This window comes from Acaryochloris marina MBIC11017 (genome assembly GCF_000018105.1).
In the GTDB taxonomy this organism is placed as follows: Bacteria; Cyanobacteriota; Cyanobacteriia; order Thermosynechococcales; family Thermosynechococcaceae; genus Acaryochloris; species Acaryochloris marina.
In genome coordinates, this window is record NC_009925.1 from 4,904,925 (window position 1) to 4,922,730 (window position 17,806).

General features: G+C 46.6%; 8 protein-coding genes. All 8 read right to left on the bottom strand.

The features are described from left to right. Window positions 1-3 precede the first annotated feature (3 nt). The 8 genes from AM1_RS22045 to glmU all read right to left on the bottom strand — a co-directional run bounded on the left by AM1_RS22045 (window position 4) and on the right by glmU (window position 17,152). Window positions 4-2,343: a GumC family protein gene (locus AM1_RS22045; protein ID WP_012165111.1), complete on the bottom strand. Its 2,340-nt coding sequence runs from the start codon at window positions 2,341-2,343 to the stop codon at window positions 4-6. Window positions 2,344-3,322: 979 nt separating this feature from the next. Further along, window positions 3,323-4,196 (bottom strand): IS630-like element ISAcma25 family transposase gene (locus AM1_RS22050; protein WP_076611737.1). Its coding sequence is split into 2 segments (ribosomal slippage): window positions 3,323-3,865 and window positions 3,867-4,196, totalling 873 coding nucleotides; the frame shifts between segments, so codons are not numbered across the junction. A gap of 405 nt (window positions 4,197-4,601) precedes the next feature. Next, window positions 4,602-7,025, bottom strand: coding sequence for a glycosyltransferase (locus tag AM1_RS22060; RefSeq protein WP_012165112.1), 2,424 nt, complete (start codon window positions 7,023-7,025; stop codon window positions 4,602-4,604). A gap of 14 nt (window positions 7,026-7,039) precedes the next feature. Beyond that, entirely contained in the window at window positions 7,040-7,231 is a 192-nt protein-coding gene (locus AM1_RS41140) for a hypothetical protein (protein ID WP_012165113.1), read from the bottom strand. A 20-nt stretch (window positions 7,232-7,251) separates the two neighbouring features. Then, window positions 7,252-11,886, bottom strand: coding sequence for a DUF3131 domain-containing protein (locus AM1_RS22065; RefSeq protein ID WP_012165114.1), 4,635 nt, complete (start codon window positions 11,884-11,886; stop codon window positions 7,252-7,254). Window positions 11,887-11,968: 82 nt separating this feature from the next. Beyond that, window positions 11,969-13,447 (bottom strand): DUF3131 domain-containing protein, encoded by a 1,479-nt coding sequence (locus AM1_RS22070; protein ID WP_012165115.1) that lies wholly within the window; start codon window positions 13,445-13,447, stop codon window positions 11,969-11,971. Between the two features lie 213 nt (window positions 13,448-13,660). Then, window positions 13,661-15,667: a hypothetical protein gene (locus tag AM1_RS22075; RefSeq protein ID WP_012165116.1), complete on the bottom strand. Its 2,007-nt coding sequence runs from the start codon at window positions 15,665-15,667 to the stop codon at window positions 13,661-13,663. A gap of 117 nt (window positions 15,668-15,784) precedes the next feature. Continuing rightward, window positions 15,785-17,152: a bifunctional UDP-N-acetylglucosamine diphosphorylase/glucosamine-1-phosphate N-acetyltransferase GlmU gene (glmU, locus tag AM1_RS22080; RefSeq protein WP_012165117.1), complete on the bottom strand. Its 1,368-nt coding sequence runs from the start codon at window positions 17,150-17,152 to the stop codon at window positions 15,785-15,787. Between the last annotated feature and the right edge of the window lie 654 nt (window positions 17,153-17,806).

Sequence of the window (17,806 nt, forward strand, 5' to 3'; positions counted from 1 at the left end):
TGCTTAGTTCTTAATGCCGTTGGCAACAACACCCAGGATAGGAATCTGAGCAATTTCCAGCATACGGAGGCTTTCCTTCAACAGGCTTCTGGGAACGCTGCCTAGATGGGCAACTACCATTAAGCCATCCGTTTGAGGTGCAATAATCGTTGGATCTGCCAGGTTGAGGGGTGGGCAGTCATAGATAACTAAATCAAACTGTTCAGCGAACACACCCATCAACTTCTGCATCTTTTGAGACGCCAAGATGCGGGTTGGATCCGATGGCAACATCCCTGCTGTCAGTACAAAGAGGTTCTCGGTCCCAGGCAGTGGATGAATGGTGGACTGAAGATTACCTTCCGTCGCCATCAGGTCACTCAATCCAGGGCTGTTGGGTAAGTTGAGGACGCGGCTAAGGCTGGGAGCTCGTAAATCAGCATCGACTAACAAGACTCGTCTTCCCATAGCCGCTGCAGCCTGAGCTAAGTGCATCGAGGTGGTGGATTTTCCTTCCTGGGGTGAGCAGGATGAAATAACCAGGGAAGAAATGGGTAAGTCAGGATTGAGAAGGTGCAGTTGAGAGTAAAGGGAGCGAAAGGCTTCTAGGAACGGTGAATAGGAGTACTCCGAAGCTTTCTTGTTATTGGCAAAATTACTCAAGTTAGCCAAAGAGAATTGCTCGTTATTTAGCAGTGAAGGCTGTTCTTTTTGCTCAAGCAGTGCTAGTCCAACTTCACTCTTCAGGAAGTCACTTTCCGAAGATAGGAAGGGCGTTTCTTCCAGTTGCTTTTGCTGAGGAATGATACCTAGGATTGGACGCTTTAATTCGGCCCGGAGATCCTGTAGGGAGTGAATGGCATCATTGGTTCTATCCAAAAGAATCGCAATGCCTACACCGAGTAAAAGACCCAGCATTGTGCCTAAAGCCAAATCACGAGGCAGATTTGCATTGGTAATGGTTCTAACAGATGGCTTCCCTAATAACTCCCAGGGAACCTCATTTCTAGCGGCGTTGATTAAGAGTTCTTCCCGCTTTTCTAGAAACTTACGATAAGTATCGTTGGCAATCTGAAGCTTCCGCTGCAGGTTTTCATACTGGCGGGTAATGGCAGGCAACTGCCCCATTTTCTGTTGTAGAGAGGATTGGGCTCTCAAAATTCCCTGTCGTTTTGCTTCCAGAACTTGAAGCTGTACCGCAGCATCTACAAATTGTTGACTCATCCCCTTCCGCAGGGAGTTTTGGTAAGGCAGCGCTGCTGTGTCGGGAATCGTACTAGATAGATTCCGGCCAAGGCTATTGCGGGCTGCCTGGTTGATGAGAGGCAACAGCTTACTACGCTGTTCCCGTAAGTCAACCACTTCCGGGTGATTACTGGTGAGTTCTGCCGACCGAATGGCGAGTTGAGACTCAATTTCCTGCAATTGCGCTCGCAACTTCTGATAGCTGGGAGACTCTGTCAGCACCGTGGCTGCTTCTGCACCAGATGGAGTCAATTTTAGTTGCTGTTGTAGGGTTGTATATAACTGCCGAGTCTCCATAAGCTGAATTTGATTTTCAGCTAGCTGGCCTTGAATGGCACCGGCCTGAGAGGAAACCTGACCACCAAACGTTGCCGGGTCCAGAAGCTGATACTGTTCACGGAACCGTTGCAGTAGCTGTTCAAATTGACGAACTTGACCTTCAGCTTTGGGAAGTTGCTGATCAACAAACTGAATCGCTCTTCTTAAGTTCGTTTGTCGCTCATTGACACTGTAATCGGTGTATTGCTGAGCTACTTCAGCGGCAATCACTTTCGCAGAGTCAGGATCGGCAGCATCAAGGGTCACTGACAATATCTTGGTGGGCGCCTTGTTTTCGGCAACTCGCTCAATTGTTAGGTTCTTAGCCAACTTTTTGTAGGACAAATTGGGATATTGAGGGCTCAATTTATCCGCAATGGGTTGAAGAATTTGAGGACTCAGAAGAATTTGGATCTGCGTAGGATAATCAAGAACTGTCTGGGAAGCCTGAGCGTTTCCTAAGTCTTGCGCATTAACTGGGGTATTGTTACCACTAATCGCGGAAACAACTTCACTTTCAGCAGTAACAGGCTCAATCAAGAGTCGAAATTGACCTTGATAGGATGATGGTCGGGTACGGCTCCAGTATAGGGTTGAAACCGCAACAGCAGCCGTCACTAAAACGACCACTGGGAAGCGCCGACGAATAGCTCCAAACAGTTGGCCAAGATTTAGGCCTCCTTCTTCTTCTACACCAGCTTGAAAAGATTGAGGAAGGAGAGTGAGCGATGGGGTAGGAGTTTCTTTAACGGTCTCCAATCGCTGTAATCTCGTCATTTTTGAGTTAGGGCTAGGTTTCATCGCCTTTTAGGGGGGTAAGTAAAGAACTTAAACTAATGCCAAACTTTCACATAGCCTGAGTTTCAAGTCAGACTGCAGATACCAAGGAATGAGGGATTAGTAAAATTTCACATATCTCTAGAATAACTTGTTTGTGAAGGGTTGCAATTGACTCAGATCACATGAACTTGGATACACGAGGCTAGTAGGCTGTTTTGAGGGAATGTAATCACATTATCTGTTAGCAATGGGTGCGTAAGAACAAACATTTAAGAAGCATATGAGGCAAAGGGAAAGCTGGATGTGACTTGAATCAACAGGGTTGCCATGAATTTAGTTTTCTTATGATTCAAATAAAATTTCCTGCAATAAGTCTCACGAGACCCAAAGGCGTTTCTAGCTCTAGAATGAGCGAAAAATGCTCTATATATTGATAATATCTCCCTCATTTTCAATATGGGTGCTGATCGTAAATCTATTGGCTAAAAATCGACCACTATCGGTTTCATTTTCTTAGCAGTAACAAACTCACAGCTATGTCGGTAGTATTAATTGATACAAAACTAATAATTATGGATGTATTCTTATTGTAGGCCTTTAGCATTAACAGAACGGTAAGATAAAGTCTGATTTAGTATGCATTAAGGATGTTTTTCACCTGTAATCTCTATATTTTTTATATTAAAAAAATAAGCAGGCAATAATTTTCCTCTTTTAGTAAATAAAAATTCTATAAAATAAAAACCTTTTATTTTATGTATTCCTCTAATCCTAAAATCCTGAATAATTATCTTTTTATATACAATCAGCTCATTTACTCATGATCAGCTAAACATATATTTCGGTTGAATTTATCTCGTTCTAGTGAGAATATTTGAATTGTGTTTTTATATAAATAATTTTACTGATCTTTAAGTGTGTCCAGTTTTTTTATCTGATTAGCACTCAAAGATAAAAGCAAAGATAGAAGTTCTCATAAGTATAGCAGTCGCCATTCTATTCAGGACACTAGATGTAGAACATGTTCCATTGCTTCTCTGAGAGATCCAAAATGTTCTAATTGGTGACGGATGCGACTTTTAATCCAAGACCAAGACCGCTCAATCTTGTTCAAGTCAGGGGAATAAGGCGGTAAATACCAAACCTCACATCCTGCTTTTTCCACTAATTCCTGTATTTGTCCTCCCTTGTGAAAAGTGGCATTATCTATCACCAGCTTCTGCCCAGGCTTGAGCACGGGTATCAAGCAACGCTCTAGCCAAAGTTCAAACACAGTCCGATTGCAAGCTCCTTCGATCGTGAACGGTGCCATCAACTGCTTTGCTCTCAACGCCGCAATCATATTGACTCGGCCGCTTCTACGCCCAGTCTTCAAAGCATAAACCCGCTCACCTTTGGGGCCATAAGCATAGTCATACTCGTCTCGATGATCCATGCCCGACTCATCCGCATAGACGATATCGTCTGGGTCCACGGTACTCAGACGTTTGATGAACGCTGCCCGTTTGTGCTTATCTCGTTCTCGGTACCCATATGTTTTTTTTTCGAGTAAATCCGATTTTCTGGAGGGCTCTTGAGATGGTTCGATCACTAATCTCTCCATCCCATAGTTGAGCCATCTGAGCTTGGGTTTTATGACGATGCTTGTGGGCAAACGCTCGAAACTTGTCCCAGTCAGTGATTTTATGGCTATGGCCAGGATGATGGACTGGCTTGGGATGCAAATCACCCGTTTCCGCCTTGAGGTGTTGCCATTGGTTAATGGTGTTACGACTGATATCGAACAGCTCACTAGCCTCAGAAGGGCGCATCCCATCTAGCTCAATCGCATCTATCACTTTGCAACGTAGGTCGTAACTATAAATTTTGGGCATCACACAGGAGAAGGAATAAAATACTTCTCTAGTTTAAGTCCTTCTCAATATGGCGACTGCTATACTTCCTAAGGCTGTCCTGCCACCTTCAAAATCACACTCTATGTTCTAGATGTTTTCTCGTGCTATTTCGGCTATATAAAATAGCACTTAGCATTCAGTGCATAACGATGACTCCAAATCATAGAGTTAATTCACCTGATTTATGAGTCAATGGTAGAGTAGGAAAGCTTTTTGGAGATATTTATTTTGTAGGGCTAATAGGTAAAATGGATGATCATTTAGAAAGATGCTTGCCACTTATCATAGAAGATGCATTATTTTTGTATAATTAAAAAATAATGCATCTTTGAGAAGAAAAGTATAGACAAAGTAGGTTCAAATCTCTGATTCTAAAGTGTAGATTTAGGTGTTTACTAACTCGGTAGAGGCTGATTCTGCTGTGGGAGGTTGCCAAATAGCAGCCTTGATCAAAGCCCAAATCAAAGAAACATTATAAATTGCCCAGGCAGAGTTCAGAAGATGCAGGCCAGGGTTATCTAAAGTACCCATTGCATACCGAATTAGACTCCAGGAAATCCCTAATATAGTCAGAATGACAACCGTGAGTTGAGGGATTACAAGACCAACATACATCCCAGATTGACGTTGTTTAGGAGTGACTTGAAACTTAACGGGTCTACCCGTGAACACACTCCACACCGCCTTGATAAAGAGTGGAAAGAGTGCGATCGCAAATTGTTCTGCTCGCCATAGTTCCTCCTTCTTAATGCCCCAAGCAGCGGCCATAAAGGTAATCCGGTTGAGAATGAAAGCAGGCACAAAATGGATGGCAAACGCCAGGCCATAGGTTTGCACGGGTATCGCTTCAGTAAAAAAGTAAATCAGCGGACAGGCAATGAAAATCAGAGTAAAAAATCCAGAAAAGTAGCTATACATCGTCTGGAAGTATTGCAGCTGCTGCCAAACGGTGAGCCCTTTTTTGGTGAGAGGATTCTCTTGTAGCAAGACTTGAACGGTCCCTTGAGCCCATCTCAGTCGCTGTTTTAAAGTAGAGCTGAGGTCATCTGGTGCCAGGCCAACTGCTAATACTTCATGGTGATACACTGACTTCCACCCTGCAGCATGAAGTCGCATCGCCGTATTCATGTCTTCCGTAATACTGGCACTGGAGACCCCGCCCACCAGCTCAAACTCCTCTAAGCGTTTTTGATCTGCGATATATTCATCGGCGAAATTTTGCAGCCCCGTTGTGACTAACGCTTCGCGACGTAAAACCGCATTCGTGCCTGTATAAAAGGCTGAACTCATGCCATCCTTCCCTTGTTGAATCGGGCCATAGAACAGACGCGCTTGATGGCCAAAGGGGTCACCGGGAGGAAGGTTATAAAAGTCTTGTGGGGTTTGAACAAAGGCAATATCGCTGTCTTTGTATGCCCCATCCTGCATACTGTAATCAAAGAAATAGGGCAGGGCTCGCTGGAGAAAATGAGGTTTAGGAATATGGTCGGCATCTAGGGTCAAGATGAGATCGCCGGTTGTTTCTCCGGAAAACAAGGCATAGTTAATGTTGCCTGCTTTAGCATGATGGGGTTTCCCTTTAGGCTTGGGACGAGCAATATAGCGACTGCGCGCTAGGTCAATTAAGTCCTGTTCCTTTTGCTCAATGGTGCGTTGTAGGGTCTTGATTTCGGCCTTGAGATAGTCCGTCACCGAGCCATATTGATGATTGAGTAGACGAGTGCTCTGTTGCAGGCTATGGAGATAACCGGCTAACTGCTGAGTTTGATCTTGAATCCCAGTGGATTCTGGTGAAAAGAACTTGATGGCAATTAAACACTGACGTTGATCGGGAGTCGGATTGTAGCTGATAAAGTCAGTGAATTGGCTCATAATGCCAAAGCCTCTCCCTCCTTCAGCCATTAGATCCACATCTTCCAGGGATTTGAAGATTTTGTCGGGGTTGTCTAGACCAGGACCTCGGTCCCAAATCTGCAGAACTAAGACATTGCTGGAAATGTTTAATTCCAAATCAATCGGTGTGGTGGGGGGAAGATCCTTATGGGCATATTTCAAGACATTATCCACACCCTCACCCAATACCGTTTGCAGCTCTAACCATGGTTTCATGGGAATGTGAGGTTGCTGAAGCTGGCTAAACCAGTCCAGGGCTACTTGGGCATTCTCTCGTTTGGTTTCTAGGGTCAACGTATGAGACTTTAATTTCTCCTCTCCAGCCGCAATTTCTGAGGCAAGACTTTGGAGATGCTGCAACTGTGCCTTGAGGTGTAGACGTTGCGAGTTGATCTCGTCTGCAGCGGCACGAAGCTGTGGTGTTTGCAAATCCCCAATACATAATTGCTCCGACATTTGCCGCATTTGAGGAGAATTTCCGTCATCCAGTACATAGACCTTCAACTTTGTCGCAGGATAGTCCATGTTTAGAGCTGCTTTCGCCGTTTCTCGAACCATCTCAACAGGTTCGTTGTAGCAGGTGATAAACACATCAACACTCGGCCATTCAGCTTCTGGCAATGCGGGGCGCATTTGTCTGAGGGGTTTGACATCTCGGACAATGGGCCGCCAGAGACCGATAAAGAACATGACGCCGCCGATATAGCTATAAATTTCCGCGAGTAATAGCGGAAGGGCTAACCACAGGGCATTGAAGTTAACCGAATTGAGGATCCGCCACTGCAAATACCAGCCCCCAAAAATGAGGTTTATGATCACCAGAAACCGAAAGAGTAGGGTCCTATCCTTTAGTCTGATGCGGATATTGCCAGAAAAAGCAGGGGTATTTTCAATAATGGGGACGGCATTAGTCATGAGACTGTGTATCCTTACTGCTTGACTAAAGAGTGATGATGTTGGGTGCTACTAACAATATTTTTGAGAATCACCACAGTACCGTTGCGGTTATGTTGAGTATTGACACTTAGATGCTCTTTCTCACAACATCTCGCAAAATATTTGTCTTGAGATGGTCTTGAATTGGTCACTAGACTATCGACTACTAAAGGGAGAGTTTCCATTCGTCTGTGGGTTGAAGAAGTTATTTATTATTGTTTTTGGACAAAGCGCTGTTGGGAGCCCCCCAATAGGTGCCGGTCGAATCAGTAATGAGCTGCAATTTGGGTTTGGGGGTTGGCGGTAGGCCTGTACCAATTTCTTCGTTGGCTACGGCTTTCCACCAGGGGGAGCTACGGGAGATATCCGCAACGAGTAACGGTTGGCGATCGCGCAAGCGATACAAGATAGACTGCAACACAATACTGTTGGTGGAGCCACTAAAACCAGGATTAGATTGGCCCGATTGCTCATTCACCCCTTCGTAAAAACCCAATACGGGGTTATACAGGTCTAAAGCGGACTGATATAGCTCTTGAGCATAGTCATTGTCAGGGAAAATCGCATGGTAGGCGAAAGCGGCAGCACTACTGATCACGCGTTGCTCAGACTTTAAGGCTTGGTCAGCGGATGAGGCCGCCCAAGCTTTTTTATCTTTGCTGATCAAGCTGCTATGGATCACGTAGGGGGCTTTCGTCGTTAAGGTGGTTCCAGCTGCCGTCAATACCCCTTCACGGTTATATCGTTCTTGTTGAGCTTGCAACATGGGTAGAACTAATTGCCGCATTTGGGGATCTAGGCCCAGTTCTAAGCCGTAAACCATAAACGGATTGCTAACGATCTGTTGATCCTTATCAGACTTCTTGCGAGGTCGGTCTCGCTCAATCGGAATTTGGAACCCTTCTAATTCGGCTGTTTTGTAATTCCCGCCTACCGCCGCTTCTGTTACATCAAAGCCCCAAAGCTGGAAGCCTCGGGCTGCATATTCTTCATAGCCCAAGCGAGAATCTGGTTTGACTCGGATTAAACGACGACCATTGCTGTCAGCTTCGACAAAGGCACTGTGGATACGACCGTCTCGAACAACCCGTAAGAACGACCAGTCCAACACAATCTCATCAATAATGTCGGTATAGCCCTTATGACACCCCTTGAGATTGTGGAGCGCCAACAAGAAACGGCCCACGTCTAAACCGGACCAGCCGATCCCTTCAGGAGAAGGGTTCATGCCGTAATCTACCGCCTCAAGGGTGCGAATATCATAGTTGCGATGGGGCAATTCACCACCATGTAACGGTAACCGTTTTATTGCACCTAAAAATAAGCGAACTCGCTGATCAAATTCTTCGATGGTAATCACATCCAGGGATTCAGCCGCTTGAAGCGCTGCGATATAGTCTCCCATCCCCCAAAGGGTTGCAACTTTCATGTCGCTGCGATCGCTCACCAGTCCCGTACTGGATTCATAATTCGCTTCAAAGTATTTCCAGGCTGCTTTGGCATACCGCTTCTCAGCTAGGTGAGGTCGGCGAGTTAAGTCCTGGCAGACCGAAGAATCTTTGGGTTTTCGTCCCGACAAGATGGGAGCCACAGCCACCTGAACGGGCTGATTCGGCGGTTCCGGCTGTTCTATTTTGCCGATGGGTTCTGGTGAAGGAGCTGGGGCTGGGGTTGATGCGACAACTGGAGCTGGGACTACAGTAGGTGCAAGAGTCGGCAAGGATGTCGTCGTTTGACCAGGGGAGAATTGGGGACTAGCACCATCCCCTTCAATAAATTGGCAGCAAACCACTAGGTTCGGATCAATTGCGCTAGGTTGAGATACCGTTTGCTGAGTGGGAGACTGAGCAACGACAGGGCTAGGTGCTGGCGCAGCACTTGGGCCAGGCGTTGGGGCTGGAGCGGGTGTCGGTGCTGGCGCAGGTGCCGGGGCGGGTGCTGGAGCTGGAGCGGGTGCCGGAGTTGGGGCGGGTGCCGGAGCTGGGACGGGTGCCGGAGTTGGAGCAGGTGCCGGGGCTGGGGCGGGTGCTGGAGCTGGAGCGGGTGCCGGAGTTGGGGCGGGTGCAGGAGCTGGAGTCGGGGCAGCAGCTACATTATCTGGAGCTGGATAACCTTCTGCAACGATTGTATTTTGGGGACTTCCAGTAGACGCATTAACACCATTCCCACCGATCAACGGTCGATATCCCCTGGCCTTGTAATAAAGGATTTCCATGATCAGTCCGTTGGTATTTCCGGTCAGAGCTTGATTAGGCTGATTGGTTTCTTCATACAATCCTGCATAAAAGCCGCCACCATCCGGGCTCATCAACCCCTTCGCGACTTCAAACAATTGATCTGCATAGGGTTCATCGGGAAAGATATACCGCCAGCCAAACGCAGCTTTGGTACTAATACTGCGCTTGTCAGGATGAAGCTCATTTTTTTCGGTAATCGTAGCCCAAGCCACGCCATTGGAAAAAACAGTGTTGTAAAGGAAGTAAGGCGGGCCATCAATATTGTCTTCTGTCACAGCTGTAAGCTGTCCAGTTGCTTGATATCGACGTTTTTGAACTTCTAGAACCCGAGCGGCATAGTCTCGCATTTGGTCGCCCAGAAAACCAAATTCAATCCCATCCAAAATATAAGATTCACTCACCACATAGTTATTGGCATTTGTTTCTTGATAGGCCCGAGTATCTACAGGAATCTGCACCCCATAGATTTCGACCATTTGGAAGGGTTCAAAGGATAGTGCTTTGGGGACAGAGAACCCCCATAACTCATACCCCCGAGCAGCATATTCTTCATAGCCTAGGCGGCCTTCTTGTACAGGTAGGGTTTGGCCATCTTCCAGTACCGTTGCCCCAAACATATTGCCATCTTCAATGGAACGTTCAATCGCCCAGCGATCCACAATAGCCTGTAACCAGTCGGCATACTGAGGATGGCAGGTACGGAGAACATGGAAAGCCGCCAGAATTCGACCAATATCAAGAGCCGACCAGCCAATCCCTCGCTCAATGGGATTGTTACCGTAATCCACCATGTCGCCATTGGCAGCGTTATAGACCTTATTCGGCAGGCTGTCTTCAAATAGTTTCAATCCGGCTAAGGACGTTAAAAACTTATTCAGTTTCTGATCCAATTCCTCTTGCGGGATCAGGTTCATCCACCGGGCTGCATTCAGAGCCATCAGGTAGTTGCCCATATCCCATAAGGTGCCGGAAGGATATCCTCCCGACGAATTGGTAAACCCAGTTGCTTCTTGATAGTTATTGACAAAATATTGCCAAGCAGTGCGAGCGTAGGTTTCTTCCTCTGGTGTTAAAGGATTGGTAATGCCCCCACAGGAATTATCGCCAGGTGGCGGAGGGGGAGCAGCAATAGGTGCCGGAGATGGAGCTGGGGTAGCCGCAGGTGTGGGAGAGGGGGCTGGTGCCGGGGCTGGAGCCGGAGATGGAGCTGGGGCTGGAGCCGGGGCTGGGGCTTGGGCTGATGCAGGTGCAGGAAACTCTTCCATGACCACGGTCGTTTCAGGGTTTCCAGTCGAAGCACTAACGCCATTCCCCCCAATCAGTGGCCGATTGCCTCTGGCCTTGTAATAGAGGATTTCCATAATCAGCCCGTTTGTGTTTCCGGTTAAGGATTTATTGGGCTGTTGGGTCTCCTCATACATACCAGCAAAAAAACCGCCACCATCCGGACTCATTAATCCCTTGGCAACCTCAAAAAGCTGTTGAGCGTAGGGATCATCTGGGAAAATATAGCGCCAACCAAATGCTGCCTTCGTGCTAATACTGCGTTTATCAGGGTGGAGTTCGTTCTTTTCCGTGATGGTGGCCCAGGCGACACCATTAGAGAAAACAGTGTTGTAGAGGAAGTAGGGCGGGCCATCAATGTTATCCTCAGTCACTGCTGTCAATTGGCCTGTGGCCTGATAGCGTCGCTTCTGAACTTCAAAGACCCGGGCGGCAAAGTCCCGCATTTGATCGCCTAAAAAACCAAATTCAATGCCATCTAAGATGTAGGACTCACTGACAACATAGTTATTCGCATTGGTGTCTTGATAATTACGCGTATCTACAGGAATTTGCACCCCATAGATCTCGACCATTTTGTAAGGTTCAAAGGACAATGCCTTCGGAACCTGAAAATTCCAAAGTTCGTATCCTCTGGATGCATACTCCTCATACCCGAGGCGGCCTTCCTGCACTGGTAAGGTTTGACCATCTTCAAGGACTGTAGCCCCATACATATAGCCATCTTGAACGGACCGATCCACCGCCCAGCGATCAATGATGGATTTTAGCCACTCCGCATATTGAGGATGGCAGGTGCGCAAGACATGAAACGCTGCCAGAATACGGCCAATATCTAGGGCGGACCAACCAATCCCTCGCTCAATAGGGTTGTTGCCATAATCCACCATGGCCCCATCGGCTGCGTTGTACACCTTATTCGGCAAGCTATCTTCAAATAGCGTTAACCCAGCCAGAGATGATAGGAATTTATTTAGTTTTTGATCGAACTCTTCTTGGGGAATCAGGTTCATCCATCGGGCCGCATTGAGGGCCATCAGGTAGTTTCCCATATCCCACAAGGTGCCTGAAGGGTACCCCCCGGTAGAGTTGGTAAAGCCTGTCGCTTCTTGATAGTTATTCAGAAAGTATTGCCAAGCCGTGCGGGCGTAGGTTTCCTCCTCTGGTGTCAGAGGATTTGTAATCGCACCACATTCATTGGCTTCTTGGGCATAGGCAACCTTCTCTGTAGTAAAAGGTAGCCACAGAGGAGGAGAAAGAATGCCTAATGCCAACCAGGCAACTAGTCTAACTATTGGCAGAGGACGACGTCGCTTCATCAGATAGGATGGCCCCAATCAAAAAATGTAAAGGAAATACAAACCCTGTTGTAGTCGAGCAGGGAAATAGGGCTAAATCCGATTAAGTTTCCAGCTCAGAAACACCAGCCCAAACGGCTAAAGGTTTGCCAACCTTTTTGAATAATAAGCACTCTAAGATAATGCCATTATTATTAGCTGTCAATACGGCATTTGGCTCATCTAAGGTCTCATAAAAACCACTGTACCAACCTTTTTTAGAACCGACTTTTTCTTGCACAAAAGAAAACAGCTTTTTGGTGTAATCCGTGTTGTAAAGAACATGCCAACCAATCGCCGCTTTCGTACTAACAAAGCGAAGATGATTGTAGTTTTCTCCGGTGTCACTAATGGTTGCCCAGGGTTTACCGTTTACATACAAGGTGTTGTAAACAAAATAGGGTTCCCGATCTAAATTATCTTCCGTGATAGCGGTCAATTGCTTCGTCGCTTTATAACGAGCTTCTTGAGCCGCTAACATCCGATCGGCATAGGCCTTAGGCAGGGCTTTAAAGCCTGTCTCAATGCCATCCAAGAAGAATGGCTCACTTAATACGTAATTATTCGCTTCCGAATTTTCGCGATCGCGCACATCAAATGGAATGCTGTGGCCATAGAGTTCAACGAAGGCCGATTTGTTGTCATAATCTAAAGCCTTATCAACATTGAGTCCCCAGAGTTTCAATCCATAGGCTGCATAATCTTCGTACCCTAAGCGTCCTTCCTGGTTGTATTGCTCTTGACCATCCTTGATACTGGTGCCGAACATTTGGCCATCTTTCGTCAACCGCTTGACATCCCAGGCTTTCCACACTGCCGTAGTTTGGGGTTCAAACTCGGGATATTTAGCAGCAATAATTTTTAACCATAGGGCAATTCGTCCCAGGTCAATTGCTGACCAGCCAATCTCTTCCCGTTTGTCTAGAGAACCATAATTTACCGGCATAAGGTTTTGGGAATTGTAGACCTTATTGGGAAGCTCTCCCTTATACAATTCCAGTTTGGCAAGAGTGGTCAACATCTTGCTCATGGTTGCTTTGAATTCCTTTTCTGAAATCAAGTCCAATTCTTTGGCACTGACCACAGCCGCCATTGCTGCGCTTTGATCCCAAAGGGTCACCGATTGAAATTGATCAACCGAATTAGCCAACCCTGTGTCTGGATTAATATTGGTCTCAAAATAGCTCCAAGCCTTCTTGGCGACCTTTAGCTCGGCAGGGGACAGTTTACCGACATGTGCTGGGATATAAGGTGTGGTTGTTTTTGCAATTTCTTGTTTGCTCACCCGATCACCTGGAAATTTAATTGAGCGGGAATCAGGTTTTTCATTCTTGGCCTTGGGTTTCGCCTTGGCGGTGTCAGAGGTCTTTGAACTAGGAGCGGTAGCAGTGGTCGTAGGGCCAGACTCTTGAGTCGATTCTTTTTGGGAAAGATTGCCCGATAACATTTCTAAACCTGCGATCGCAGCGACGGCTGTCACTACCCCCCCTAAATAGGTGAGAAAAGCAAGTTTTTTAGGTGGCATTTCGAAATTAGAATTCATGACTGCTCCCACTTGGAATAATGACTGAAATAGTCAGTGATTAGACAATATTGATTGGTGAATAGGACAACTGACTAGAGAAAGTTTTCTTAATTCTTGAAAATCAGAAAAAAATATCAATAATAATCGATTAAAATGAACTTTCTTCCGTTAAAAGAGGCTTGTCTGCTCTAGAATTCCCAACTTTACAATAGGTTTAACACTCTTAAAAAATTAAAAATCGATTCTCAACTGCCCAGAAAAGATATGGCTATTACTGGCCCCAGATCCACTTGAAATGATGTTGGTGAGAACATAACCAAAATCAAGCTCTACATTATCGGCCAAAGACGCTGTACATTTCGCTTGTAATCCTCGACCGGTACTTTTGCCCCCATTCACGACTTGGTTGCCAATAGAGGCAGCAAATTGGCAGGTTAAGGGGTCAAAAATTTTGCCTTTCCAACCCACTTCAGCGTTGTAGAGTAAAAAACTGAGGGGAGAAAAATAGCCACTCTCTGATTCTAGATCTTCCGCAAAGTTCCAGGTGAATACGTTTGCAGCGACAGAAAAAGGTCCGATTTTTCGTTCTAATCGGCTGAAAGACTGGATTTCTTGGTTGCCATCATTGAAAAATCCAGCTTGGAACAGCCCAAAGAAGGTGGTTTTACTATCAATTTGCCAAAATACGCTTGGACGAATCCGCCAATAGCTAATTTCATTCTCTAAAGTCGTGGTGTTGAATTTATAAGGACCATGCTCGACTTCTCCAGAAACCAAGACTTGTCCAAAAAGGGATGTTTTCGCTCCCACCTTAAATGTAGGCTGAGGATCTAAACGATTAAATACTTCAGCACCCGCCGCTACATTGATGGAAACCTCTCCAACTTCAGTCTCCCATCCTAAAATCAGCGGAATATTTTTGACGGGTTCTTGCCCTTCCTGGCTATAGGTGTTGACCCCTGTTGTAAAGGTGACAACATCTCCATTCCGAACTCGAAAAGTTATAATTTCTTCGATTTTTAAGTTTTCTTTGCCAAACTCATCGAAATCTAGCTTGAAGTCAGTTGTCGAACTCTCTAAGACAATAAAAGACACCTGTGGATCATCAGCGGCTCCAATCGGGGTTAATTCAGTAGGGAACCGATCTGGAGGTGTTTTTTGAGGCGGTTGAAGAGGGAGGTCTGGAGGTACCGTAGGCGATTGAGCGGTCGTTTGTGCAGGAACCTTAGGTGTGCCTTGCACTAGCACAGGCTGAGAGGTAGGTGAAATATTTTGCTGCCGGGCGGGTGAAGGTAGAGATCGAAAACGAGGGGTAGATGAAGGGGGCGAGCTGTCCCGAAAAGCTTCTGGAACAGTCGGTTGGGACCTTTGTTGCCGCGTTGGGGGCAGACCTGATGGACGGACAGCAGGGCTAGAATGAGGTGCTTGATGAGCAGGCGTTGTCGCACCCCCTGTCGCAGAATCCTTGGGAGAAGTAGCAGAGGGTATGTTTCGAGGAACGGGACCTGAAGGACGGACCGTTGGACTATGGATAGGGGCACTATCAACGGGAGTTACCGCCCCTCCCTCAAAAGAACCTGGGAGTGAGGGATGCTTTGGGAGATCTGTTGGTCGCGGAGCTGGACCTGAAGGTCGGGCCGCCGGACTATGGGCTGGTGTTGCTGCACCGCCTTGAAAATCATCGGGTGAGGAGCGAAGAGGAATATGGGTTGGCCGAAGAGCTGGACCTGAAGGACGAGCTGCTGGACTATTGGTAGGAGGTCTAGGGGTTTCCGCACCTCCGTGAAAATTATCTGATGGGGGCAGTGGTGAGGCTATTGGCCGAGGAGCTGGACCTGAAGGACGGGCCGCTGGACTAATAATTAGTAAGGGTGAATTAGGTGGAACTGGGGACGGAGAATATGGCTGAGAATTCTCCACTAGCGGAACTCCATCCGCCTCTGCTGGAATATTCACATCAGTTGGAAATGAAGCTCCGCCTTGGGGGCCTGCTCCAGATGGGCTGGTCGGGGTAATGGCTGGTGAGGAGGGGAAAGGTTGGGGAGAAGCCTGGGGACGTGCAGGCTTTTTCTGAGAACGGTCAGGTTGAACAATAGGCTGGAGCAAGCCGGGATTCAACTCATAGGGGCCTGCAACTAACATCGGCTGTTGAATCACAGGCGAGGATAACTCCTGAGCCTTTGGAGTATTGAGGTCAGTTTGACAGCCTAAGCATAGCGTTGCCAACACGGAAAACATGAGAGATGATCTACCACAGAACAGGTCATAAGGGGAATTCAGCTAAAAAATCGACATTTTCTGAGAAAAATCAATCTGCCCCAGCTTAGAGTGCCCTGTAAGTTGTGGACTAACGCATCATTTTTCTGTCTGTTTAGAGGAAATAGGTCGCCATCCAGGTAATACACTTTGCCGTTGACGCGCCACGACTAGGACATCATCATCGACATTCTTAGTAATTGTGGAGCCTGCCGCCACGGTAACATTTGCCCCTAAGGTAATCGGAGCCACTAAGACGCTGTTTGCACCTGTTTTGGTGCGATCGCCAATCTGAGTTGGATGTTTATTCACCCCGTCATAATTGGCAGTAATGGTTCCTGCACCAATATTGACCTGGGTTCCTAAAGTGGCATCCCCTAGATAAGACAGATGGGCGACGTTGGTGCGATCTCCAATGGTCGTTTTTTTCATTTCAACGAAATTACCGACCCGGCATTTCTCACCAATCTGCACATTCCCTCGTAGATGCGTATAAGGCCCTATCCGGGAGTTGTCGCCCACTCGGCTGTCCGAGATAACAGAATAAAGAACCTGCACATTGGTGCCAATATGGCTATTCTCAATCAAACTCCCAGGACCGATACGGCTACCGGTATCAATTTTGGTATCGCCCCGTAGGTGGGTTTGAGGCTCGATAATGACATCGGTCCCCAATTCAACGGTTTCATCTATGGTAATGCTGTCTGGATCCATAATTGTCACGCCAGCAACCAGCCAATCATCCTTAATCCGATCTTGCAAAATCTTGTAGGCGGTGGCTAATTGTTTGCGATCGTTAATGCCTAGAATTTCTTGATAATCATCGACATCCAGAACCATAACTGGGTCTAAGTAGTTAACTGCATCGGTCAGATAATATTCTTTTTGATCATTTTCAGCTTTCAGGTTTGGTAATACTTTGGCTAAAGCCGACCAGCGAAAACAATAGACCCCTGCATTGATGCGTTGATTTTGACGTTGGGCAGGGGTACAGTCTCGATCTTCAATAATTTCTTGCAAATGCATTTGAGCATCGCAAAAGACCCGACCATAACCTTTGGGATTGGGCAATTGGGCTGTCAAAATGGTCGCTGCATTCTGATGCTCTTGATGGGTTGCCAACATTTTTTGCAACGTCCCAGGTCGGAGTAAGGGGACATCGCCATTGAGGACGAGCAAGTCTCCTTCAAAGCCTTCCATCACAGGCAGTACTTGCTGGACGGCGTGGCCTGTGCCCAATTGCTCCGTTTGTTCCACAAATTCTAAGTTCGGCCAGCCTTGCATTTCTGTCCGCACTTGATCAGCGGAATAGCCCACAATCACAATCTGACGGGATGGAGAAAGGTTTTGGGTGCTGCTTAATACTCGCTCAATCAGGCTCTTACCCCCTAACTGATGTAGTACCTTGGGCAGGTTTGACCTCATACGTGTGCCTTTACCCGCTGCCAAAATTGCTACCGCGATCATGTCCTTGTCCTAGGGAGTCAACACTCACGGAGTATATCGTGCTTCTTCGCCAATAGAGACAACAGATTGTTGTTAAAGATAGAGTGTGGGTTGAGACAAGGTTGGTTGCCCCGGATAACCTTCCCAAAAGCATCTAATTTGAGTCCCCATCCTTGGAATTGTGAGCATAGAAAAATCAGGGTTTGAAATAACGGATTGCTCAATGTATATTCTGACGGATTCTGGTCAGAAGTATTTGAGATTAGAAATGTTCAAGTTTTATTCTAAAAATAATTTTCTCGACAGCCTCTGGATATGGGCTATTGATGCTAGAGATCTATAATCGTCATCCATTATGGGAGGTGATATCCTGGCACTCTTGCTGGTGGATGAGGACGATATCTTTTACACACAACGCAAAATTCTACTCCCTACCAAGTGGGCAATTGAAGCCTCTATTTCCTAGCATTTTTATGGCTATATCCTCAGACTGAATCTTGCAAATCATGGAAACAAGGGCTAACTCTTCAGCACTGGCTAGATAAATATCACTGGCTTAGAGAAGGCATGTATTTTTACCTATCATGTCTACTATGTCTTGCAGGCTACAACTTGTGGCATGGGAGAAAATAACCACCTCAAAAATCATTCTCCAAATTTTCACAAATCTGAGCT

Bases quoted from the DNA above. Each gene is read 5' to 3' on its own strand.
- AM1_RS22045 (WP_012165111.1), bottom strand. From the start codon at position 2,343: ATGAAACCTAGCCCTAACTCAAAAATGACGAGATTACAGCGATTGGAG.
- AM1_RS22060 (WP_012165112.1), bottom strand. From the start codon at position 7,025: ATGACTAATGCCGTCCCCATTATTGAAAATACCCCTGCTTTTTCTGGC.
- AM1_RS41140 (WP_012165113.1), bottom strand. From the start codon at position 7,231: ATGGAAACTCTCCCTTTAGTAGTCGATAGTCTAGTGACCAATTCAAGA.
- AM1_RS22065 (WP_012165114.1), bottom strand. From the start codon at position 11,886: ATGAAGCGACGTCGTCCTCTGCCAATAGTTAGACTAGTTGCCTGGTTG.
- AM1_RS22070 (WP_012165115.1), bottom strand. From the start codon at position 13,447: ATGAATTCTAATTTCGAAATGCCACCTAAAAAACTTGCTTTTCTCACC.
- AM1_RS22075 (WP_012165116.1), bottom strand. From the start codon at position 15,667: ATGTTTTCCGTGTTGGCAACGCTATGCTTAGGCTGTCAAACTGACCTC.
- glmU (WP_012165117.1), bottom strand. From the start codon at position 17,152: ATGATCGCGGTAGCAATTTTGGCAGCGGGTAAAGGCACACGTATGAGG.